Genomic DNA, 24,402 nt, shown 5'->3' with positions numbered 1-24,402 from the left:
TTATAATGCTCTTCTAAAAGTTTTACGTCTTTTATGATTTACTGGATCATACGCTTTCCATAAAACTTGAATACTTTCATTTTCTACTAACTCTGGGTTAGTTTCTAAATATTTAATTTCGTTTCGTTTAAACGTTTCATACATTGCTTTAAAAATTAATGCAGTAACGCCTTTTCCTTGATATTTTGGATCAATTCCAATTAAATAAAACGCAGCAGAATCATTCTTTTTATTTGCTTGTAATAAATGCCACCAACCAAATGGAAATAATTTACCGTTTGCTTTTTGCAATGCTTTTGAATAAGAAGGCATTGTAATCGCAAAAGCAACCATTTTATTATTTTCATCCACAATAATATTTACAAAATCTGGATTAATAAACGGAATATATTTTTCTTTGTAATGCTTAATCTGGTAATCTGCAATTGGTACATAAGTATCTAAAGAAGAATAAGTTTTATCCAACAAATCAAACATTTCATCAACATAAGGTAAAAGTTCTTTCGTTTTCGTAAACTTTAACTCACTTAATTTATAACGTTCTTGAATAATTTTATTGAATTTAATTACTTTTTCTGGTAAAACCTGAGGTGCTGGTAATGCATATTCAACCCATTCATTTGCTGTTTCGAAACCTAATTGTTCATAATGGTCGGCATAATAAGACTCGTTATATAAACCAACCATTGTTGCTAATTTATCAAATCCCATGGTTAGTAAACCAGCTTTATCCAGGTTAGAAAAACCTACTGGACCTTCAATATATTCTAATTTATTTTCACGGCCAATTTTTTCAACCTCCGCTAAAAGTGCTTTTGTTACTTCGATATCATCAATCGTATCAAACCATCCAAAACGCATTTTGCTTTTACCTTGTTCTTTTACTTCTTTCCAATTGATAATAGCAGCAATTCTACCTACTATTTTATCTGCTTGATAAGCAAGAAAAAATTTAGCTTCTGCATCTTTAAAAACTGGATTATGTTCTTTACTCATCGATTGTTTTTCATCGTTGATAATTGGAGGAACATAATATGGATTGTTTTTATATAAATTCATTGGAAACTTCACAAAAGCATCCAAATCTTTTTTATTCTGAACTTCTTTAACCTGAATTTTCATAGCTCACAAATGTACGGAAATCAGAAATTTTATTCTAAACTCAATTCACAAATAATTGTCAAAAAAAGGAAGTTCATTTGAACTTCCTTTATATTATAAATAATATCTTCTATCTAAAACTAAGTATTCTCCGTTTGAATTAAATTTCCATTGTTGATCTTTCTTACAGTTTTCATTTTCCGTTACAGTAACTATACTAAATTTAACTTCTTTCCCATTCATAGTAACTCTAGTATCATAATCACACTCCCCGATATTAACTGTTGATTTTACCTCATCTTGGGTTAAAAAATCATTTTCTGGAATTAATTTTAAAGACTCATTAATAATATCCAAATCCATTTCGGTATAAAGTAGATCAAATTGTTCTTTCACAACATCTGTAGATAATCGAGAAGAATTTAATTCAATTGCATTTCTAATTTTTGAATTATTCATGGATAACTCAATTTCTTCAACCCGTTTTGGACAATCAAAATAATCAGGAATTTTATCTAATTTTCGATTTTCAATATCTTTCTGAAAAGAAATAATCTCTGAAACAATTTCTTTTTTCTCGTTAGTAACTTGAGAAAGATCTACAATCTCTACTTTTCCCTCTGCATCTTCTTTTTCTTTAATAGAATTTCCACAGCTTAACAAAGTAAATAGTACAATAAAAGAAAATAAAGGTTTAATCATAGTTTTAATGGTTTAATTACATTATTCAATTTATAAATTATTTAAATGAAAATCAACCTTTTAACATAATTAAAATTTTATTGATATTTTGATAAATCTAATTTTAAGATATCTCCTACTTTAACAAACTCTTCATTGACTTTAGCATTTATCTTTAAAGGCTTGTTTGTAATAGGATGATTAAAGCATAGCTCGTGCGCATGCAGCATCATACCTGTTAAACCAAAAGTTTCTAACCACAACTTATTTTGTTTGTTACAACCATGTGGACGACTTCCTAAAATTGGATGAAAAATATGACGGAAATGTTTTCTTAATTGATGCATACGACCAGTTTCTGGAATCGCTTCGACCAAACAATATCTTGAAGTTGGATGATTATTGTATTCTAAATCAATTTCGGCAGTTTGTAAACGATGAAAATACGTAATAGCATTTTGCTTTACACCATCATCATTAGTCAAATCATAATCAATCGTTTGTTCTTCTGGAGCCCAACCACGTAAAATTGCTAAATATTTCTTTTCAACTTCACGTGTAGCGAAACGATCATTCATAATCTTCAACGTTTCTTTATCCAAAGCAAATAATAAAACACCCGAGGTTTTACGATCTAAACGATGTATTGGATATACGTGTTGTCCTCCAATTTGATTTCTTAATTCTTGCACTGCAAATTCCTTTGCATCTCTTGCATAATACGATTTATGAACCAATAATCCACTTGGTTTATTAATCGCGATAATATATTCGTCTTGGTAAAGAATTTCTAACATTTGGCAAAAATAAAAAGAGATTCCAAAACAGAATCTCTTTCTATCATAATATTTAAAAGGATTTTAATTTACAGATTTAAAAAACGATGGAGCGTTTCCGTAAATTGCAGTTTTACCATCCCATTTTTCTATAAATTGTTGCTGAATTAATAATTGATTCAAAGAAACTTTTCTTAATTCGTTTGCTTTAGCCTCTGCTTCTGCCTGAACAATTAATTTCTTAGCATTTGCTTCTGCGACTTTCAATTCATTTTCTACACGCTGTGCTTCTTGTATTGCAGCATTTTTTTCGTTAATAGCTTTTGTTATCGCTTCAGGATATTGAATTCCGCTTGTTAATTGCTCTAAAATAAAACCTTCCTCTTTTAAGAAAGCAATCATTTTCGCTTGCACACCATTTTCAAAAGCTTCACGGCTACTAATTATTTGATCAGTTGTATATTTATTAAACTCAATTCGATAAACATCCTTGATATGATTTACCAAAGTATTTTGTAAAACTTCGTTTATTCCTTTACGGTATTTTTTAAAGATTTTTGGAGATTGACCATCTATCACTTTTAAAGAAATAGTAGGATCAACCGTAAAAACCGAACCATCTTTTGCATTTACAGTAAACGCATCATAATTTACAGTTTGTACATAAGTCGGAATTTCAAAAACTTGTTCTGTTAACGGATTATACCATACGCGCCCTGTTACCAAAGCAACATCTTGCACACCTTTATCCGAACCATACATTTTAACTTTTAATCCTTCGTGACCAGCATCAATTCGTTCTGTACACGCTAAAGCAGTAATTAATAAGATTAAGAAAGCAATTCCACCGGCAGTTAATTTAATAAGATTTTTATTCATGGTTAAAATAGATTTTTTTAAAGATTAATAATGTAATAAGTATTAGGCAGCTTAACAAAACAACTCCAATTGCTACCTTTATGGAATCAGGTTCGCTTATCAATCCAAAAATGTATTGAATAGCAAATAAAATAAACAGTAACCAAATGGGTACAAATGCAATTTTAAAGATTGTTTTATTAGACATAGATGATTTATTTTTCTTAAAATTATCATAAATAAATTTAATTTATAATAACAACCATCATTGTAAATATTATTTATTATTACTATCTTTATAAAATGATTTGATGAAAATGAAGAAAGGACTAATTATAGGAAAAGGTTGGATTGGAGAAAAGTTAGAAAAGTACCTAATTACCGAATTTCTAATTACAACGACTAAGCGAATTTCTGATACTGAAAACTGTATTTCTATCGATTTTGATCAAAAAGACTTCACTCATTTAGATATTAATCAATTTGAATTTATTGTAATAACAATTCCGTTTGGTAAGAGAAATACTACTGAAGAACTATTCTTTCGTTTTGATAATTTGATTGAATTTATGGGAAACTATAATAAACAAATCATTTTAATTAGTAGTACAGGCATTTATCCAGATTCGAATCAAATTGTTTCTGAATCGACATATTCAGATTCAGAATTAAACACTCCCTATATTTCAATCGAGAATAAGGTAAAATCTCAATTTCCACAAACAACAATTCTTCGTTTAGGAGGAATTATGGGTGATAACCGTTATTTGTCTAAGTATTTAAACTTAAATCGAGAAGATTTAGATGAAGTAGTAAATCATATTCATTACCAAGATATTTTAGCTGTAATAAAAACTTGCGTTGAGAGAAATCTAATCTCATCAATTTATAATGTTGTTGCGCCACTTCATCCAAGTAAACGTGAGGTTTTAGAATTTCAATTGAATCAAAATTTGATACAATCGGATATAAAAAAAGGTAAAACAATTTCGTCTGAAAAACTCATCAACGAATTGAATTACCTATTTATTTTTGAAAATCCTGTATATTTTAAAGGTTAATTTTAGTATTAGTTCTCGATACAAAAATCAAATATTTTCAATCGAACTGACGAAAATAGTCATCCTAAACTCGTTTCAAATCACTTTATGAGAAGCTGAAATAAGTTCAGCTCAATAAACAAAATTGTCATTCTGCGCTTGTCGAAGAATCTTTCAATCACTTCGAAAAGCTCAGTGTGACAAAAAAATATTATTTATTTCTCCCTTTCTTATTCTTTCTATTCAAAACAAATATAAAAGCTACAACAGAAATAATTGAAATTAATATTGTATCCCAATGATTTGTAATTATTTTTTGGAATGAAGAACTTTCTTTCTCCACAACACTTGCTAATTCTAAGCGATTCTGAAGTAAAGGTGAATTAAAACCATATTTTAAAGCCATTTCGTAAACTTCTTTCGCTTCAGCTTTTTTATCAATTAATAATAACGCATTTCCATAGTCAAATAATAATTGAGCTACAATTTCATCTTTTGGTTCCACAAATGATTTTCTTTCATTTAACTGAAAGTACATTTGATCAATCAATTCTTCTAACTTTACTTTTGATAATTCAGTTTTCGGATAATCCTCTTCTCCAAAATCTGTATGAATCAAACTATTTGAAGACAAAGGAAATTGACCTAATTTAATTTTTAAAATATTTACATGAATCCATTCTGATTTTTGATGCGAATCTGGATTTAACTCTAAAGCGCGTTCAATCCATTTTAATGCATTTTTATTGTCACCAATTAACTCATAAGCCGTTCCAAGATTAGATGCTGTACTGTATTGATTTGGATTCTTTTTTTCAATATCTAAATACAAATCAATCGCTTTTTGATATTCTTTTTTAATAATCAATACCAAACCTTTTTCAGTTAAATATTGTACATCAGGTTTAACTTGATATAAACTATCTAATTTTTCAAGATCTCGACCTTCTAAATCCAACCAAAAATCATGTCCATACGGCACATAACCTTCACGATCAATATACAAAGTTGTTCCTGTAGACAGATTTTGTTCAGCTCCATTTAAACAAGCAAAAGATACTGAAGTTGATAAAATAGAAGTAGTTAAAAATATCGTTTTTAATAATTTCATGTTTTGTATTTAGACTTTAAAAATAATAAAAAAGCGACTTCGAAAGAAGTCGCTTTTAAAATATATATCAAATAGATTGATTAAGCGTGAATTGCACGGTTATCAGTTGCAGCTAAAGCAGCTTCTTTAATTGCTTCTGAGAATGTTGGGTGAGCATGAGACATTCTTGTTAAATCTTCTGCAGACGCACGGAATTCCATTGCCGTAACACCTTCAGCGATTAAATCAGCAGCACGAGCACCAATAATGTGCATACCTAAGATTTCGTCTGTGTTTTTGTCCGCTAAAATTTTAACGAAACCGTCAGTATCCATAGAAGCACGAGCACGTCCTAAAGCAGCAAATTTGAAAGTTCCTGATTTGAATTCAACACCAGCTTCTTTTAATTGCTCCTCAGTTTGTCCTACACCTGAAACCTCTGGCCAAGTATAAACAACACCAGGGATTAAGTTATAGTTAATGTGAGGTTTTTGACCTGCTAAGTACTCAGCAACTAAAGTACCTTCCTCTTCCGCTTTGTGAGCTAACATTGCACCAGCAACAACATCACCAATTGCATAAATGTTTGCTACATTAGTTTGTAAGTGACCGTTCGTTTTGATACGACCTCTTTCGTCAACTTCGATTCCTACATTTTCTAAACCTAAAGATCCAGTAAACGCACGACGACCAACAGCTACTAAAGCGTAATCTCCTTCGATTGTTAATTCTTCACCTTTCTTAGATGTAGCAGTTAAAGTAACACTATCTCCATTGTTTGTTACAGAAGTAACTCCCGTAGAAGTGTGGAATTTCATTCCTTGTTTCTTTAAGATTTTAGTTAACTCTTTAGATAACGCTCCGTCCATTCCTGGGATAACACGGTCTGCATATTCTACAACAGTAACTTCTGATCCTAAACGTAAGTAAACAGATCCTAATTCTAATCCGATTACTCCACCACCGATAACGATTAAGTGTTTTGGAACTTCTGGTAATTCTAACGCTTCTGTAGAAGTAATAATTCTTGTACCGTCTGTTGGAGCGAATGGTAATTCTGAAGAAACAGATCCTGTAGCGATAATTGTGTATTTCGCTTCAATTTCTTGAGTTGATCCGTCAGCAGCAGTAACAACAATATGAGTTGCATCTTTGAATGCACCTGTACCTTCTAAAACGTCAATTTTGTTTTTGTCCATTAAGTATTTGATACCAGAAACAGTTTGATCGATAACTCCTTGTTTACGAGCGATCATTTGTCCAAAATTAACTTTAGGCGCTTCGATTTCGATTCCGTGCTCAGCAAAATGCTTAACAGCATCGTGGTAGTGATGAGATGAATCTAATAAAGCTTTTGATGGAATACAACCAACATTTAAACAAGTACCACCTAATTTATTTTTTTCGATGATAACAGTTTTAAATCCTAACTGAGCAGCACGAATAGCTGCAACATATCCACCAGGTCCAGCACCGATAACGGCAACATCATAAGAACTCATATAGTTTATATTTTAATTTTTATTATTTTTTCTTAAAACGTTACAAATATAACGTATCTATAAAGAAATGTGATAATAAAATCAAGGAATTTTATTTGATGAATTCACAATTATTTTAACGAATTTGAAGCTTCATTATGAATAAATTACATTTCCGAATAAAATAACTATTCTTAAATTTATCAATTAACTCTTATCTATTAGTGTACAGAATCCACTATTTTTTGGAATAAAAAAATCCTTCCACAAACGTGAAAGGATTAAATTTATAATGAATAAATATTACCATTTAATTAGGACAGATCCCCATGTAAATCCTGCACCAAAAGCAGTCATTAAAATTGTATCACCTGCTTTTACTTTTCCTTCTGCTTTAGCTTCACTCAAAGCAATTGGGATAGAAGCTGCCGTAGTATTTCCGTAACGTTGAATGTTGTTGTAAACTTTCTCATCTGGGAAACCTAACTGACGTTGTACAAATTGAGAGATTCTTAAATTAGCTTGATGCGGAATAAATAAATCAACATCTTCTGGTTTTAATTGAGCATCTGTTAATGCTTCTACAATTGATTCTGGGAAACGAGTTACCGCATGTTTAAAAACGTAATTTCCATTCATATACGGGTAAATTTCTTTTTTTGTTAATCCATGATTATCTTTCAATAATTCATCTGCCCAACCAGTCTTTGTACCTGGGAAAGTAACTGCTAATTCTTCAGCAAATTCACCTTCTGAATGCAAGTTAGTTGAAATAATTCCACGATCTTCAGCCGTAGCTGAAACAATCACAGCTCCTGCTCCATCTCCGAAAATAACAGAAACACCACGTCCATCATCAGACATATCTAATCCAAAAGAATGAACTTCGGCACCAATTACTAAAATGTTTTTGTATTTTCCTGCTTTAATAAAAGCATCTGCAGTTGATAAAGCATACACAAAACCTGAACATTGGTTACGAATATCCATTGCACCAATTGTATTACAACCTAAGGCTTTTTGTACTAAAACACCATTTCCTGGAAAATAATAATCTGGAGATAATGTAGCAAATAATATAAAGTCGATATCTTGTGCTGTAAGACCAGCATCTTTTAAGGCATTTTCTGCTGCTTTTACTCCTAAGTCTGTCGATGATATTTTAGAACCTGGTTCAATATGTCTTCTTTCTACAATTCCTGTACGTTCTTGTATCCATTCATCATTCGTATCCATTACTTTCGCTAAGTCATGGTTTGAAACGACTCTTTCCGGAACGTAATGCCCTACACCTGTAATAATAGAGTTAATCATTTTTTTGTTTTCTTTTTTGATAAAAACAAATATAAAATAAACTTTATTATCTTGACATTCTACACCTTAAATAATTACTAACTTAATAATTATTAATACATTAAATTATGAAATTAATTAATCCAGCACTTTTCTTTGTCTGTTTTTGATAATTCCATTAGCTATTATTGATAAAATCATGATCCCTGTTGCGATATAAAATACTGGTTCCATCTTTTCTGATTCACCAAAAACTAAACTCGCTAAAATAATTCCGTAAATAGGTTCTAAATTAACATTCAGTAAAATGGTATAAGGTGTAAAATATTGATAAAGATTAACAAATTCTATTTGTGCAAAAGCAGTAAAAAAAACACCTAATAACACTAACCAAATAAAATTAGACCAACCAACATTTATAACTTCAGTAAAGGTATCAGGTTGAAAACCTATCATTAATAAATTAATCATTATAAAACCTCCAATCATTTCATAAAAAGTAATTGAAGCAGGTTTTACCTCATCTTTAAAAGTCGAATTTAGAACGGAGAATAATGCAGATAAAAAACTACAAATTGCGCCATAAATAATTCCTAATTTATATTCTGGTGAAGCCTGAAAAATCCAAATAACGCAAGCAGATACAATGGTAGCAAGTATAATTTCAGACAAAACTACTTTACGTCTAAAAATAATAGGTTCTATAATTGATGTAAATAAAGCACCCAAGGAAAGCGTACTTAAAGCTATTGCAACATTTGAAACTTTAATCGATTGATAAAAAGTAAACCAATGCAATCCTACAATAACCCCAATTCCTAATAGTTGAAATAAATGCTTTTTAGAGACTGTAACACTTTGTTTTTTCCATTTAATATAGATAAAAATAGCAAGTGCAGCAATCGACATTCTGTACCAAACCATTGGTAAGGCAGAAATGGTAACTAATTTTCCAAAAAGACCTGTAAATCCCCATAATAAAACTAAGAATTGTAAGCGTAATTGAACTTTAGAGAGCATAAAAATATTTTTGACAAATGTAATATCAATTTCTAACTCCTTCTATTTTATTTCAAAATGTCAAACAATGTTAATTTTACATTAACTTTATGATAAGCTATTATTAATAAACAGTTTTAAATGTATTTTTAAACAATTGAAACAAAACAATGGATTTTAGTATTTTTTTACAACCTGATGCATTAATTGCATTATTCACCCTTACAATGTTAGAGATTGTATTAGGTATTGATAATATCGTATTTATATCAATTTTAGCTGGTAAACTTCCCAAAGAGCAACAGAAAAAAGCCCAACAATTAGGTTTATTCTTAGCTATGTTTACACGTGTTTTATTATTATTCTCTTTAAGCTGGGTAATGAGTTTAACTAACCCTTTATTCAATTTAGGCGAATTTGTTGGTATCACTTCTGGGGAATGGCACGATAAATTAGCAATTTCAGGCCGAGATTTAATCTTATTAATCGGAGGTTTATTCTTAATTTATAAATCAACTGTAGAAATTCACCACAAAATTGAAGGTGTTGTTGAAGAAGAAGGTAAAGTTAAAGTACATTCTTTTGCAGGAACAATCGTCCAAATTTTAATTTTAGATATTGTTTTCTCATTAGACTCTGTAATTACAGCTGTTGGTATGGCAGATCAAATCGAAGTAATGATTGCCGCAGTTATAATTGCTGTTGGTGTTATGATGTTATCTGCATCTACAGTTTCTAAATTCGTTAACGATCATCCAACGGTTAAAATGTTAGCCTTATCATTCTTATTATTAATCGGAGTTTCATTATTAGCAGAAGGATTTGATCAACACATTTCTAAAGGATACATTTACTTTGCAATGGGATTCTCTGTATTAGTTGAATTCTTAAACTTAAAAATGAAGAAAAATCATTCGAATCCAGGAATGGTTCGTAACATTGTTGGCGACGCAGAAGAACAAAATAAAAATTTATAAATTTACAGACCTCTACGGAGGTCTTTTTTTATAACTATGAACTACGAAAATATTAAACTGATCGTGTCTGATATGGACGGAACTTTGTTACGATCGAACCACGAATTAAGTCCTGAATTTAAAACAGTTTACAATCAATTATTAGCAAAAGGAATTCAGTTTGTTCCTGCAAGCGGACGCCAGTTTTACAGCATTACAAGTTATTTTGAAGAAGATCAAAACAACATGGCTATAATTGCTGAAAATGGAACTTATGTTACTTATAAAGGTGATGAAGTTTTTGTTGATGAATTGGATAAAGATTTAGTAAAAGATATAATTCTTGAATCAAGAAAAATTGATGGTGCTAATTTGGTTTTAGCTGGTAAAAATGCTGCTTATGTTGAATCTAAAGACGCTGATTTTTTAGAATTCTTCCAGAATTTCTATTCTAAAAATATTGTTGTTGATGATTTATTAGCCATCGAAAATGAACAATTTATAAAAATTGCAATTAATCATTCTGGTGGTTCTGAAAAGAATTTATATCAAAATTTTAAACGTTTTGAAGCAAATGATTTAAATATTGTAATTTCTGGTGAAGTTTGGTTAGACATTATGAATAACGGAACCAATAAAGGAAAGGCTTTAAAGGAACTACAAAATCAATTGAAAATATCTGATCAAGAAACAATGGTTTTTGGTGATTATATGAATGATATCGAAATGCTAAAACTGGCAAAATATAGTTTTGCAATGCAAAATGCACATCCCGACGTAAAAGCGGTTGCAAATTACGAAGCTCCTTCAAATGATGAAGATGGCGTAATTCAAATTATTAAAAATCTAATTTAAAATATACCAAAAGGAATGAAGAAATTCATTCCTTTTTTTAATCTAAAAATAATGTATAAATCTTATCGTTATTCATTCAAAATTATTATTTTCGCGATATAATCGCACAAAATTGAGAATAACTACCTACACATACTTAAACCTATTGTCTATAAGCTTTTTAACTATTTTTTTAAGCTGTAAAAAGTCTGAATCTAATACTTTTTTAAATAATTTAAATTTAAGTGAAATCTATTCTGGTTTTAAACCAAAAAATGAAACAATTTCAACCAAAGATTCTACTTCCAATATTGTTACAACAGATTCATTATACTATCAATACAAAGATCGTGTACAAGAAATTGATTCTACAAAACAATATGTTTATTTGACCTTTGATGATGGTCCTTTTAAAGGAAGTCAAAAAATAAATAAAATAATTCAAGAAGAACAAGTTAAAGCAACTGTTTTTGTTGTTGGTATGAATGCATATACTGATAAATTACAACAATATTTAAAAGATTACGAAGATAATGATTGGATTGAAGTTTCTAATCATACTTTTTCGCATGCAAATCGTAACAAATTCAAACAATATTACGATAATCCTGAAATGGTTTTGAGCGATGTAATTAAAAATGATAGTGCTTATAACTTCAAAAATCGTTTTGTACGTTTACCTGGCCGAAATGTTTGGCGTCTTGGCGATCATAAGAAAAATGATTATGATAATGGTTCTAAAATATCTAGCGATTATTTAGCTCAAAATCAATACTTTGTTTTTGGATGGGATTACGAATGGAATAAAATAAGTAAGAAAAAATCTTTAGATAATAGCAGTGAAATTTATGATGGAATCGTAAAACGATTAAATAATAAAGAAACATTTAAAGAAAAACATTTAGTGATTTTAATGCACGATGATATGTTTGATAATGATGATGATGCCGAACAATTAAGAGCCTTAATCAAAATGATAAAAAACAATAAAAATATAGTTTTTGAAGTTGCTTCTAATTACCCAATTTCATTAAGTTAAAACAAAAAAAAGGTTAATCGTTTGATTAACCTTTTTTTTGTTTCATCTGTTTGATGATATCTAATGTCTTCTTATCTGTTTGTCCTTGATAAAATATCTCTAACACCTTTTTGATAATTGCTTCTTTTGGTTTGATAAAATTAAATAACGTTAAAGATGACTTTAATTTCATTGCATCATTCTTGCCAAAAATCAATTGAGGTAAAGTTCCTTTGTGCATCATTAAAACTTCTAAAAGTTCTAAATAATTTCCGTACAATTCTTCGTTTTGTACATAAGCCCTCGCCTCTTCTATCGATCCAACTCCGAACTCTAAAGATGAATCACTTTTACCCAATCCAACGACTTGCGGAAATGTAAAAATAACCCAATTTGTTTGTACTTTACCTGCGTGTACTTCCATCAACGCTTCATCAAATACAAATGCTTGTGCATTTTCAAAACGTTGAAGATTATATCTATCATTTGGCTTTTTTTGTAATAAATCGCCTAACTTCATTTTCTATACTTTAAAATCTGTTGCAAAGATACGATTTCATGAAGATTATAAAGGATAAATAAAAAATCCCTCACCAAGATGATGAAGGATTTTTAAAATTATTATAAAATCAAATCTTACATTCTTTCAGGAACTCCAATTCCTAATAAACGTAAAGCTGACTGAATTGTATTTGCAACCCATTGAGATAAGTATAAACGGAAATATTTCACGTTTTCGTCTTCTGCTTTTAATACTGAATTATTTTGGTAGAACGAGTTGAATTGCTTCACTAATTCGTACACATAATTTGCAATTAAAGCTGGAGATAACTCATCAGATGCTTTCTTAATTGTACTTTCAAAATCATTTAACGTACGGATAATTTCTTTTTCAGCTTGGTTTAATTCAATTGTAGTTAAATCAAAAGCTTGTGGAGCTTCTTTTCTTAATAACGACTGAATACGAGCGTAAGTATACTGAATAAAAGGTCCTGTATTTCCGTTAAAATCTACAGATTCTTGTGGATCAAATAAAATACGTTTCTTAGGATCAACTTTTAAGATGTAGTATTTTAAAGCTCCCATAGCGATTTTCTCGTATAAAGCAGCTTTTTCATCTTCTGTATAACCATCTAATTTACCTAACTCTTCCGAAATTTCTTTCGCAGTTTTATAAATCTCAGACATTAAATCATCAGCATCAACAACTGTACCTTCACGAGATTTCATTTTACCATTTGGTAAATCAACCATTCCGTAAGATAAGTGATGTAAAGCATCAGCCCACTCGTAACCTAATTTCTTTAAGATTAAGAATAAAACTTTAAAGTGATAATCTTGCTCATTACCTACAACGTAAGTTAACTCTTCTAAAGAAGGTGTATTTTTAAAACGCTCTACAGCTGTTCCTAAATCTTGTGTGATGTAAACTGAAGTACCATCTGAACGTAAAACTAATTTCTCATCTAATCCATCTTCAGTTAAATCAATCCAAACAGAACCGTCTTCTTTTTTAAAGAAAACACCTTTATTTAAACCTTCTTCAACAATATCTTTTCCTAAAATATACGTATTAGATTCGTATAAAACCTCATCAAAAGCAACACCTAAACGTTTGTAAGTTTGTGCAAAACCTTCATAAACCCATCCGTTCATCGTTTGCCATAACTCGATAACAGCTGGTTCGTTCGCTTCCCATTGACGTAACATAGTTTGAGCATCTAAGAAAATCGGCGCTTGTTTTTTCGCTTCATCTTCAGACATACCACCTTCTACTAATTCCTTAATTTCAGCGCGGTAATGTTTATCAAATTCAACATAGTATTTACCTACTAAATGATCTCCTTTGATACCTGCTGAAGCTGGAGTTTCACCGTTTCCGAAACGCTCCCAAGCAATCATAGATTTACAAATATGGATACCACGGTCGTTGATAATTTGTGTTTTTATTACATTATTTCCAGCTGCTTCAACAATTTGGGAAACTGAAAATCCTAATAAATTATTACGAACGTGTCCTAAGTGTAAAGGTTTATTTGTATTCGGAGAAGAATATTCTACCATTACTGAACGGGATTCAGCAGTAGGAATATTAATTCCGTAATTTTCATTTGTTGCATTCTGAGTGAAGTCAGCTAAAAATTCTGCTGAATTCATACTCATATTTAAGAAACCTTTTACAACATTGTATGCAGTGATTTTTCCGGTTTCAACTAAATTATCACCAATTTTTGCACCAATATCTTCTGGTTTACCTTTTAAAGCACGAATTAATGGGAAAACAACTAATGTATAATCACCTTCAAACTCTTTCCTTGTAAATTGGATTTCAACAGATTCTGGAGTTAACTGATACACGTTTTGAATCGCGTCTAAAACGTATTGCGTGATTTGTTGTTTTAAATTCATCTCTTATTGTTTATAAATCGACTGCAAAAGTACGAAATTTTAAGCTTCTATATAATCAAAAATTGGTTCTTTTCTATTAATCTATTGGATTTTGAAAATCATTTTATCAGAAAGCTATATCTTTGCATAATGGATTATATGGATATTACATTTGAAGATTTCAATTTTCCCAAACAATTGAATGAAGCTTTAGAAAAGCTAAACATTACAACACCTACTCCAATTCAGGTAAAAACGTACAAACCAATCTTATCTGGAAAAGATATTATGGGGATTGCACAAACTGGTACAGGTAAAACATTAGCTTACTTATTACCTTTATTGAAGGAGTATCAATTCTCGAAATCGCATATGCCTAAAATTATGATTCTTGTGCCTACACGAGAATTAGTAGTTCAGGTTACAGATATATTAGATCAATTAACTGAGTTTATCAATGTACGTGTTTTAGGTATTTACGGTGGTGTAAATATCAATACACAAAAAGAATTACTTTATGATGGTGTCGATATTTTAGTTGGGACACCTGGACGTGTGATGGATTTAGCTTTAAACAACGATTTACAGTTTAAAGATTTAAAGAAATTAGTGATTGATGAATTTGATGAGATGTTAAGTTTAGGTTTTAAACCACAGTTACGAAACATCTTTTCAATGATGAGTGAAAGACGTCAAAACATCTTATTTTCGGCAACGATGACAGATGAAGTTAATGATATGTTACACGAATACTTCAACAGTCCTGAGGAGATTTCATTAGCTCGTTCGGGAACACCAGTTGAAAAAATTGCACAATCTGCAATTCCTGTAAAAAACTTCAATACGAAATTAAATTTAATTGTTAATCAATTAAAAACTAATGATTCAATTGAAAAAGTTTTAATCTTCGCGAACAATAAGAAGCATGCTGATATTATTCACGAAACTTTAGAAGAAGAATTCCCAGAACAATTTGGAGTAATTCACTCAAACAAATCTCAAAATTATCGTTTACGTGTTATGGATAGCTTCCGTAAAGACGAAATTAAAGGTATTGTAACTACAGACATTATGGCTCGTGGTTTAGATTTTCCGGATATTTCTCACGTAATCAACTTCGAGATTCCTGAAGTTCCAGAACAATATATACACCGTATTGGACGTACAGGTCGTGCTGATAAAACTGGTAAAGCTATTTCTTTCTACACAGAAAAAGAAGAAGTTTTATTAATCGAGATTGAAAATTTAATGGGTAAAGAGGTAGAAATGATCACCTTCCCTGATAATGTTACAATCAACCCTTCTAAAAGAGATTTTGAAAAAGATGTTGTAAAAATGAAAAATACAACTACTGTAAAAATCGATAATGAAAGAGGTGCTGCTTTCCACGAGAAAAAGGATAAAAACAAAAAAGTGAACTTAGGTGGACCAACAAAACGTAAACCGCCAAAGACAAAAACTGCAAACCGTGGTCAGCAAAAACAAAAAGCAAGAAAAAAAGGTAAATAAAATTAAAGCACTCATATTAGAGTGCTTTTTTATTAAATATTTATAAATTTGAAAGAAAGTAAATTAAATATTATGGCAGAATTAAAATTCAAGACCAATATTAATTGTGGAAGCTGTATTAAATCAGTAAAACCATTTTTAGATGAAGTTGTTGGTGAAGGAAATTGGGCTGTTGATACTGATAATACAGAAAAAATCTTAACGGTAAATACTGATGAAGAGGTTTCTGAAGTTGTAGAGGCAGTTAGCGATGCAGGATTTAAAATCCAAAAAATAGATTAATTCCCTTAGGAAAAAGATAAAATGCAAAAGCCACTCATTGAGTGGCTTTTACTTTATAATTCAAAATATTTATTTTATTTTTTAACAACTTTTGTTGTTACAGTTTTACCATTCTCTATAGAATTAACGACATAAACACCAGGAGCTAAATCAGAAACATTTACATTTTTATTTCCGTTAACCTCAAAAGATTTTACTAATTGTCCATTTGTATTAAATACCTCTATTTTAGCATTTGATTTAGTTGAAAAAACAGCTGTATTTGTCCAAATTGTATTTTGGATTGCTTTAGATGCTTGCGCATAATCGATAGTTGATAAAGTTTGACCAAATGCAGACCATTGCACATTATCTATTGTTACTTGTCTATTACCTGTAGCCGTATCAGTAGGATAAGTAATTTTAACATTAACTGATCCATTAACTTCAATAGGCGTTGTATAAGTATATACAGTTGCATTAGCTCCTGATCCTTCTCCAAATACCTCTGTCATTACTTCCTCACCATTTACTACAACAGCTAATTGACGTGGACTTCCTCCTGTGAATGCTTTTCTGTATTGAAATCTAAACTCTCCAACACCAGATGGAATCGTGAAAGTTACTGAACTAGGTTCATCAGCTCTACGCAACATGATTCCTTTACCTTCTATACTATAATCATCCGTTGAACCTAAGCCTTCGTTTCTTGAATGTACATAGGTTACTGTTACAGGTCCTTCTTGAAAAGACCCATCTGCGTAAGAAGATGTAATTGTCGAATTTTCAAAATTAACTGTACCTTGAGCAAAACTGAAAGATGTTATTAAAACAGCCATTAAAGAATAAAATTTTTTCATAGTAAAAATTATTAAATTTATTTTTAGATTGTCTTACAAATATATAACATATTTTACTATATACAACTACTAATCAATTGATTACAATCTGAAACATAAAACAATATAGTAAATATACAAATTAGTACTACAAAAAAAGCCTCGTAAAACGAGGCTTATATAAATTTATTAGAATTTTAATCTAATTATTTCTTTACAACTTTAGTTGTAACAGTTTTACCATTTTCAGTAGATTTAACTACATAAACACCAGATGCTAAATCAGAAACATTAACGTTTTTATTTCCGTTAACTTCGAAAGATTTAACTAATTGTCCATTTACGTTGTAAACTTCAACTGAAGCATTAGCTTTTGTAGAGAATGCAGCAGTATTTGTCCAAACTGTGTTTTGAACTGCTTTAGAAGCCTCAGTATAGTCAGCAATGCTTAATGTTCTTGAATAAATAATTTCAATTTCTTGAATTCTAATTTGAGCAGATGAACCTGTTTGACCATTTTTAATAGTAACATTTTGAGCAGGCGTATCAAATTCAATGATATAAACTCCATCTTCAATGAAGGTAGGTTTAACAACTCCATCAACTGTAATAATAGCAGTACTTGGAGCGTAATCAGAATAAGTATCTGTTTTAATTAAAACTGAATGAATTCTAGCTTCTCCAACTGTTTTTAATGAATATGAATTTCCGTTACCATCAGCATTATTAGAATATAATCTTAAATTAGATCCTGTATCGTAATATTTAGGTCCATTTGAAGATCCATTTTTCTTTGCTTCATAAGTAATTAAACCTGAAATAATGTTTCCAGTATTTACATCTTGAGCATTAGAGAAACCTTGTTCAGCTAAAACATAATTTAAAGTTTCTTGTTGTGCATTAACAGTTAAAGATAAAGCAGCTACAGCTACTAAAGAGTAGAATTTTTTCATATATATATAATTTTTAAAGTTTATTTACGTTTAGCAATATTGCGGTGCAAATATAACTTTTAAAATTAATTATATATAATAAAAGGAAATCATTAATGTTAAATTAATTCATAGTTAACCTTAAATTAATGGTTCTTAATTACCAAACTACCTATTTTTACCTCAACGGAATCTTTAAAAATCCTATACCAATAAGTACCAGAAGCTAATTTACGGTTATTGTATTTACCATCCCATGGTAAGATATCTTTTAATTTTCCTTCGGTAAGAATTTTACCTTTTCGATCAAAAATTTGAATACTATAATCATTTTCTTCTAATTTTAAATTAGATCTAATATCCCATTTATCATTAAAACCATCTGAATTTGGACTTATAAATGTAAAAAAGTTAGAAACATCATACGAAAATGGTCCAAAGACACAACCTTGATTATTTTTAAAATAAAAAGAGAAAATTAGATCAGTAGAATTATTAAAAACATTTGATTCTTGCCAAATAATACCATCTAAAGAATAACCAGATATTAAATTAGCATTATTAGGCTCTATAATTATCTGAGACATTGATGAACGGATATTTTTTATATAACCTTCCCCATTTTCTTCTGTAACATTAATTGTTAAAAAAGATCTGCATCCCGTACTAATATCAAAATAAACAACCCATTCACCTATTGCATCAATATTTACATTAAAATTATTTGATTTTAATACTCCATCATGATACCATTCAAAATTAGAAAATTGGTAAACATTATTAAGATCAAAAGGACCATTAATTTTAAATGGTACACCACAAAAAGTATATGATTTATCAGGTAAATAAGAATCAAATTCTTTAGTGTTTAACAATAATTTAAAAATTGAGGAACATGGAGAATCTGAATAAGAAGGCAAATATTTAACTTTTAGATATACACTATTTACTGTATTTGAAACTGTGTAATTTTCCCAGTCGAAATCTGGAATTGGATTTCGTTCCAAAATTGCATCTTGATGACTTTGATAAAAAGAAAACTCGTAATAATGATTGAAACTATAAATATCAAATAAAGCTTTATCTAAATTATATACATTATTTTCATTATCAATTTCACATCCTATAACTTCAAAATTATTTCTTCCCGAAGGTTGAATTGAATAATTATATTGAAAATGAATAATTACTATTCTTTGATTTTCAAAAACATTCTCCTCTAATCGAAGAAAAAAATTTGCTGGATTTGAAATATCAAAACTTACAGATCGAGCTACTCTATCTCTTGGGTAAGCGTTTGCATTATTATAAGCATCATCTGCAGTTGGGTAAACATAGTTTGCCATCGTCCAATATATAGGATCATACTCCGGATATTCATTAACAAAATCATTCATCAAAGTTCTATAGCTCGGATTAGATCTAGGATCTTCAAAAATAGTTAAAGTTAAAGGTAAACTTGATACACATTCATATTTAACTACTTTTTCTATTTTCATTTGTGAAAAACAGAAAATAGTGCTAAATAAGAATAAAATTATATTTAATTTCATATTAACTATTTAAAATTATGTAAGATACTAAAATATTCTATAAAGTTAAAATAAGAATCTAATCATTTATTTTTAAAAACTCATATATTGTATTGTTTTTTTAATTACATTAGCTTAATTAATTAACACTTATATGAATAAAAAATTACTTTCGCTATTAGCAGTAGCTTTTGCGTCATTTTCATTTGGACAATATCAAACACAAAACTTTGCTATTCCTCTTCAATATGCATATCCTAATGTAATTTCTATAGTAGATGCAAATACAGTATGGGCAACAGCACGTGACGGTTCAGGAAATAATACTTATCCTCGCTATGCCTCTATTACAACAAATGGTGGAACAAACTGGGCAGCTAAATTAATTTCAGCCCCATCAAATGCTTTAATTTCTGATATCCATGGTGTTGATGGTCAAACAGCATTTGTTGTTACAGCTCCAGCTTCTGGAAGTGGTGCAGCAAATGGATTATACAAAACAACGAATGGTGGAACTAGCTGGTCAAAAATTTCAGGAGTTTTTGGAAATGCTTCTTTTGGTAATATCATTCATTTCTTTGACACTCAAACTGGTTTAGTTATCGGTGACCCTGTAAATAATAAATACGAAATGTATAAAACTACTGATTCAGGTAATACATGGTCAGTTTTAACTACTGCCCCAATTCCATTACATGCTGATGAATATGGATATGTTGGTGGAAAAGTTGGATTTGGAAACAGTTTATGGTTAACTTCTAATACAGGTCGTATTTTACATACTACAGATTTTGGAGCTACATGGAATTCTTATACTGGTGGTCCAGTAGATGATTTCTCTGGGCAAGACTCAAATGCTACGATGTCTTTTTCTAGCGAAACTTATGGATTACTTGTAGATAATATCGGGTTTTTATGGTATACTGAAGATGCTGGTGCAAATTGGGATATAAAAGAAACTACAGGTTATTTTAATGGTGATGTAAAATATATACCAGGTTCAAATTCTAATTTCATGACAACAAATATGAATTTAGATTCAACTCTTGGGATAGGTTCTTCTTATTCTAATGATGGTGGAAACACATGGATTTCAATAGATGGTGATGAGCAAAGAGGTCATATTGGTGCATACGATTGTAGTACAATTTGGGTTGGATATTTCACATCAAATACAGCAGGTAATGAAGGTATGCTAAAATTAACTGATCCTATTCCTGGATGTTCTTTAGCTGTTTCAGATACAAACATTATTAAAACAGAATTAAAAGCTGTTGTTTCTAATGGTGTTTTAAATATTGTAACTAATAAAGATATCAAAGACGTAGTTGTTGGAGATATGTCTGCAAGATCTTTAGCTTCTGCAAACAAAAAAGAAGTTAATGTATCTCAATTAAAAGCTGGAGTATATTATGCTCGTGTAGCTTACGTTGATGGATCTTTCGGAACAGTTAAGTTTGTAATTAAATAATCAAATTTTATTTAATATTTAAAAAGGACAAGGTTTTAACTTTGTCCTTTTCTTTTTTACATTTGTTCAAATTTTATCATTTGGAATTTGAACTCATTCTTATCTTATGTTCTGTCGCATTTTGTGCAGGATTTGTAGATTCAATTGTTGGTGGCGGTGGATTAATCCAAACACCTTTATCACTTGCCTTATTACCTAATTATCCTGTAGCTACAATTATTGGTACATTAAAAGTTCCTGCATTTACAGGAACAGCTTTAGCTACTTCACAATATCTAAAAAAGATAAAAATTCAATGGAAATTATTTACCATTATGGCAATGGTCGCATTTATTGCAGCATTTTTAGGTTCTAAACTCTTAACTATGGTTAACAACGATTTTATGAAGCCTCTCCTATTTATCGTGTTAATTATTTTATTTATCTATACTGTTTTTAAAAAAGATTTTGGACAAGCGCAAGCTCGTACAATCGAAAAAAAAGAGAGTATAATAAAAGGAATTTTAATTGCTTTTGTTGTTGGGATGTACGATGGATTTATTGGTCCAGCTACCGGTACATTTTTTATCGTTGCTTTTGTAAGTATGCTTCGTATGGATTTTTTGCAAGCCTCTGCTACTGCCAAATTAGTAAACCTCGCTACAAATTTTGGGTCAATATGCTTATTCCTTATTACCGGAAAAATCATTTGGGCAATTGCAATTCCGATGGCTATTTGTAATGGATTAGGTGGTTTTATTGGTGCTAAATTAGCCATTGCGAAAGGAAATACGTTTATTCGTTATATCTTTATGTTTGTCATATTATTATCAATTTGTAGATTCGGTTATGAAGTCTTTATTTCCTAAACTAATAGTAATTCTTGGTCTTATTTCGTTTCAATTCACAGAAGCGCAATATAAAATTACAGACTCTATTTTCTTTGAAACGACTAATATTTCTAAGTTAACGACTAATTCTATCGGTGATCTTCATTTAATTTTGAATGAAAAAGAATTACTCAAGATTAATAAACAAAAGCAGATTAAAAGATACCCTTTAAACAAAATCGTAACTAAGATTGATACTAATCTAAGTTTAAAAACCTCTTTGGTTTATAATTATCAAGAATTAGAGATTTTAGATGACAATTTAAATCCAATTCAAGATAGAATAAACTTGAATAAATATGAAATATTCCCTTCAGCTATATCTATTTCTGACAGTCAATTACTTTGGTATTTTGATCCTATTGAACTTCGCTTAATTCAATGGAATTATCAATTAAAATCGGTTGTTAATAAATCAAATATGCTCTTTTTTAAAGAAGGCGATTCTACCATTGAAGATATTTATCAAATAAAAAACAGATTATTTCTAAAAAGTCAGAACTGGATATATGAATTCGATTTTTTTGGTAATTTTAAAACTTCAATTCATCTAAAAAAACATATAAAATATTGCTTTTCAGAAAGTTTCATTCATCTTTTAGATGAACAAAACATTACAACAATCAACTTATTGAACAATGAGATTTCAATCGCTGATAATTTTTTTAATGTAAAAGATTTTACTATGAGCGGCGATCAACTTTTTGTGATAAAGAATAAGGGTTTGTATATTTACACCCGAATAAATTAATAGAATAATGCATATCGCAATCGCCGGAAATATTGGAGCAGGTAAAACTACTCTTACAAATCTTTTAGCAAAGCAATATAATTGGATAGCCCAATTTGAAGATGTTGAACACAACCCTTATTTAGATGATTTTTACAATGATATGGAGAAATGGGCTTTTAACTTACAGATTTATTTCTTAGGTAGCCGTTTTAATCAAGTAAAAGAAATTAGAGAAAGTGGTAAAGACATTATTCAGGATCGTACGATTTACGAAGATGCACACATTTTCGCAAGCAATTTAAACGATATGGGATTATTGTCTACACGTGACTATAACAATTATTTGCGTGTTTTTAATTTAATGACATCATTCGTTGAAGCACCAGATTTATTAATTTATTTAAAGGCATCAATCCCAACATTGGTAAAACAAATCCAAAAACGTGGACGTGATTACGAAAACTCTATCAGTATTGATTATTTAAGCAGATTAAATGAAAAATATGATAAATGGACATCGAATTATACAGAAGGAAAAATCTTAATAATTGATGTTGATGATTTAGATTTCGTTGAAAATAAGGAAGATTTAGGTTTAATCTTTAACAGAATCGATGCAGAAATCAACGGACTATTTAACAAATAAATATCAGATTTATACAATATCTTTGATGGCTTGTTTCTTCGGGAGCAAGCCATTTTTAACGCAAACTATTTACTATTTATATTTCAATTAATTATGCAGAATAATAACCTATTAAAAGGCGTATTATTTGTAGGTTTAGGTGCCAGTTTCTACGGAATGCTCGCCACCTTTGTAAAATTAGCCTACGGTGAAGGATATTCTACAGCAGAAGTCACAGCTTCCCAATTTGTTTTGGGTATTTTAATTCTATTAGTTATTAACGGATTCATGTACATAAAAGGAAAAAACAATGTTCCGTTCCTTGGCAATGATAGAATTAAACTAATGGTAGCCGGAAGCTCACTAGGATTAACAAGTTTATTTTATTACATCGCAGTACAATACATTAACGTATCTATAGCTATTGTATTATTAATGCAAACAGTTTGGCTAAGTATTTTAGTTGAAGCTATTTTTACAAAAACATTCCCAACGGTTAAGAAATTAATTGCTATGGTAATTGTATTAATTGGAACAGCAATGGCAACTAATTTAATAGGTCAGAATATAGATTTGGATTGGCGAGGTGTTTTTTGGGGATTCCTTGCTGCTTGCTCATTCACAACAACTATGTTTACTGCTAACGGAATTGCTAACTACTTACCTCCATACAAAAAAACATTATTTATGGTTTTAGGTGGAGGAATATTAGTTTCAATATTTTGTTTAATCACACAAATAGGTCCTTACTATTTCCCTAATTTTGTTGATTATAAAACTATATTAGGTAATGATTTTGTAGTTGAAAAGGCATTTGATACATCAATTTTCTTTACATGGGGAATTGCTTTATCTCTTTTTGGAACTGTATTACCTCCTGTCCTATTAAATTTAGGTTTCCCAAAAACAGGTTTAGGTTTAGGAAGTATTGTTTCATCAATAGAATTACCAGTTTCTGTAATGATGGCTTTTATTTTATTGAGTGAACAAGTTTTATTAATACAATGGGCTGGAATTGTCGTAATTCTATTCGCAATTGTATATATGAATTTCGATCAAGTTTTTCCAAAAAAATCAACTCAATCATAAACATAAAGCCTCGCAATTGCGAGGCTT

At 29.9% G+C, this 24,402-nt stretch carries 24 protein-coding genes; 11 read left to right on the top strand and 13 right to left on the bottom strand.

Going from position 1 to position 24,402, the window contains the following annotated elements; genetic code table 11:
* From EAH69_RS05970 to EAH69_RS05955, 4 genes are all read right to left on the bottom strand, one after another.
* Entirely contained in the window at positions 1–1,122 is a 1,122-nt protein-coding gene (locus EAH69_RS05970) for a GNAT family N-acetyltransferase (RefSeq protein ID WP_121934274.1), read from the bottom strand.
* Between the two features lie 93 nt (positions 1,123–1,215).
* Positions 1,216–1,803: a hypothetical protein gene (locus EAH69_RS05965; protein ID WP_121934273.1), complete on the bottom strand. Its 588-nt coding sequence runs from the start codon at positions 1,801–1,803 to the stop codon at positions 1,216–1,218.
* A 77-nt stretch (positions 1,804–1,880) separates the two neighbouring features.
* Positions 1,881–2,579, bottom strand: a complete 699-nt coding sequence (locus tag EAH69_RS05960) for a pseudouridine synthase (RefSeq protein ID WP_121934272.1) — start codon at positions 2,577–2,579, stop codon at positions 1,881–1,883.
* A gap of 63 nt (positions 2,580–2,642) precedes the next feature.
* Positions 2,643–3,437: a prohibitin family protein gene (locus EAH69_RS05955; protein WP_121934271.1), complete on the bottom strand. Its 795-nt coding sequence runs from the start codon at positions 3,435–3,437 to the stop codon at positions 2,643–2,645.
* 296 nt (positions 3,438–3,733) lie between these two features.
* On the opposite strand from EAH69_RS05955, the gene EAH69_RS05945 reads away from it, so the two are divergent.
* Positions 3,734–4,477, top strand: coding sequence for a Rossmann-fold NAD(P)-binding domain-containing protein (locus EAH69_RS05945; RefSeq protein WP_147439096.1), 744 nt, complete (start codon positions 3,734–3,736; stop codon positions 4,475–4,477).
* A 190-nt stretch (positions 4,478–4,667) separates the two neighbouring features.
* Here the strand turns inward: EAH69_RS05945 and EAH69_RS05940 are convergent, their stop codons facing one another.
* The 4 genes from EAH69_RS05940 to EAH69_RS05925 form a co-directional block, all read right to left on the bottom strand.
* Positions 4,668–5,567 carry a tetratricopeptide repeat protein gene (locus EAH69_RS05940; protein ID WP_121934268.1) on the bottom strand — a complete coding sequence of 300 codons (900 nt, stop codon included), beginning with the start codon at positions 5,565–5,567 and terminating at the stop codon, positions 4,668–4,670.
* An 80-nt stretch (positions 5,568–5,647) separates the two neighbouring features.
* Complete coding sequence (lpdA, locus tag EAH69_RS05935; protein WP_121934267.1) at positions 5,648–7,048, bottom strand: dihydrolipoyl dehydrogenase; 1,401 nt, start codon at positions 7,046–7,048, stop codon at positions 5,648–5,650.
* Positions 7,049–7,330: 282 nt separating this feature from the next.
* A complete protein-coding gene (locus EAH69_RS05930) occupies positions 7,331–8,341 on the bottom strand; it encodes a 3-oxoacyl-ACP synthase III family protein (protein WP_121934266.1) in 1,011 nt (336 codons plus the stop codon).
* 117 nt (positions 8,342–8,458) lie between these two features.
* Complete coding sequence (locus EAH69_RS05925; RefSeq protein WP_121934265.1) at positions 8,459–9,340, bottom strand: DMT family transporter; 882 nt, start codon at positions 9,338–9,340, stop codon at positions 8,459–8,461.
* 149 nt (positions 9,341–9,489) lie between these two features.
* On the opposite strand from EAH69_RS05925, the gene EAH69_RS05920 reads away from it, so the two are divergent.
* The 3 genes from EAH69_RS05920 (at position 9,490) to EAH69_RS05910 (ending at position 12,148) form a co-directional block, all read left to right on the top strand.
* On the top strand, positions 9,490–10,296 hold the full coding sequence (locus EAH69_RS05920; protein WP_121934264.1) for a TerC family protein: 807 nt from the start codon (positions 9,490–9,492) through the stop codon (positions 10,294–10,296).
* A gap of 36 nt (positions 10,297–10,332) precedes the next feature.
* Positions 10,333–11,130 (top strand): HAD family hydrolase, encoded by a 798-nt coding sequence (locus EAH69_RS05915; protein WP_121934263.1) that lies wholly within the window; start codon positions 10,333–10,335, stop codon positions 11,128–11,130.
* A gap of 145 nt (positions 11,131–11,275) precedes the next feature.
* Entirely contained in the window at positions 11,276–12,148 is an 873-nt protein-coding gene (locus EAH69_RS05910) for a polysaccharide deacetylase family protein (RefSeq protein ID WP_230466723.1), read from the top strand.
* Between the two features lie 25 nt (positions 12,149–12,173).
* Here EAH69_RS05910 and EAH69_RS05905 read toward each other — a convergent pair whose 3' ends face one another.
* A complete protein-coding gene (locus EAH69_RS05905) occupies positions 12,174–12,647 on the bottom strand; it encodes a DUF1810 family protein (RefSeq protein ID WP_121934261.1) in 474 nt (157 codons plus the stop codon).
* A gap of 116 nt (positions 12,648–12,763) precedes the next feature.
* Positions 12,764–14,536 carry an arginine--tRNA ligase gene (gene argS, locus EAH69_RS05900; protein ID WP_121934260.1) on the bottom strand — a complete coding sequence of 591 codons (1,773 nt, stop codon included), beginning with the start codon at positions 14,534–14,536 and terminating at the stop codon, positions 12,764–12,766.
* 138 nt (positions 14,537–14,674) lie between these two features.
* Here argS and EAH69_RS05895 point away from each other — a divergent pair, with 138 nt between their 5' ends.
* Entirely contained in the window at positions 14,675–16,024 is a 1,350-nt protein-coding gene (locus EAH69_RS05895; protein WP_121934368.1) for a DEAD/DEAH box helicase, read from the top strand.
* 72 nt (positions 16,025–16,096) lie between these two features.
* Positions 16,097–16,306: a cation transporter gene (locus EAH69_RS05890; RefSeq protein WP_121934259.1), complete on the top strand. Its 210-nt coding sequence runs from the start codon at positions 16,097–16,099 to the stop codon at positions 16,304–16,306.
* A 74-nt stretch (positions 16,307–16,380) separates the two neighbouring features.
* Here the strand turns inward: EAH69_RS05890 and EAH69_RS05885 are convergent, their stop codons facing one another.
* The 3 genes from EAH69_RS05885 to EAH69_RS05875 form a co-directional block, all read right to left on the bottom strand.
* Positions 16,381–17,145, bottom strand: coding sequence for a T9SS type A sorting domain-containing protein (locus EAH69_RS05885; RefSeq protein ID WP_121934258.1), 765 nt, complete (start codon positions 17,143–17,145; stop codon positions 16,381–16,383).
* A gap of 185 nt (positions 17,146–17,330) precedes the next feature.
* Entirely contained in the window at positions 17,331–18,077 is a 747-nt protein-coding gene (locus EAH69_RS05880) for a T9SS type A sorting domain-containing protein (protein ID WP_121934257.1), read from the bottom strand.
* A gap of 125 nt (positions 18,078–18,202) precedes the next feature.
* A complete protein-coding gene (locus EAH69_RS05875; RefSeq protein ID WP_230466722.1) occupies positions 18,203–19,555 on the bottom strand; it encodes a T9SS type B sorting domain-containing protein in 1,353 nt (450 codons plus the stop codon).
* A gap of 187 nt (positions 19,556–19,742) precedes the next feature.
* On the opposite strand from EAH69_RS05875, the gene EAH69_RS05870 reads away from it, so the two are divergent.
* The 5 genes from EAH69_RS05870 (at position 19,743) to EAH69_RS05850 (ending at position 24,375) form a co-directional block, all read left to right on the top strand.
* Positions 19,743–21,059 carry a WD40/YVTN/BNR-like repeat-containing protein gene (locus EAH69_RS05870; protein ID WP_121934255.1) on the top strand — a complete coding sequence of 439 codons (1,317 nt, stop codon included), beginning with the start codon at positions 19,743–19,745 and terminating at the stop codon, positions 21,057–21,059.
* A gap of 80 nt (positions 21,060–21,139) precedes the next feature.
* Positions 21,140–21,907: a sulfite exporter TauE/SafE family protein gene (locus EAH69_RS05865; RefSeq protein WP_121934254.1), complete on the top strand. Its 768-nt coding sequence runs from the start codon at positions 21,140–21,142 to the stop codon at positions 21,905–21,907.
* A complete protein-coding gene (locus tag EAH69_RS05860; protein ID WP_121934253.1) occupies positions 21,888–22,679 on the top strand; it encodes a hypothetical protein in 792 nt (263 codons plus the stop codon). Before EAH69_RS05865 ends, EAH69_RS05860 begins: the two co-directional genes overlap by 20 nt.
* A gap of 7 nt (positions 22,680–22,686) precedes the next feature.
* Entirely contained in the window at positions 22,687–23,307 is a 621-nt protein-coding gene (locus EAH69_RS05855) for a deoxynucleoside kinase (RefSeq protein ID WP_121934252.1), read from the top strand.
* Positions 23,308–23,400: 93 nt separating this feature from the next.
* On the top strand, positions 23,401–24,375 hold the full coding sequence (locus EAH69_RS05850) for an EamA family transporter (RefSeq protein WP_121934251.1): 975 nt from the start codon (positions 23,401–23,403) through the stop codon (positions 24,373–24,375).
* The last annotated feature ends 27 nt before the right edge of the window (positions 24,376–24,402 follow it).

It is taken from the genome of Faecalibacter macacae (assembly GCF_003687725.1).
Lineage (GTDB): Bacteria > Bacteroidota > Bacteroidia > Flavobacteriales > Weeksellaceae > Empedobacter > Empedobacter macacae.
This window is presented reverse-complemented; position numbering and strand designations above follow the sequence as displayed.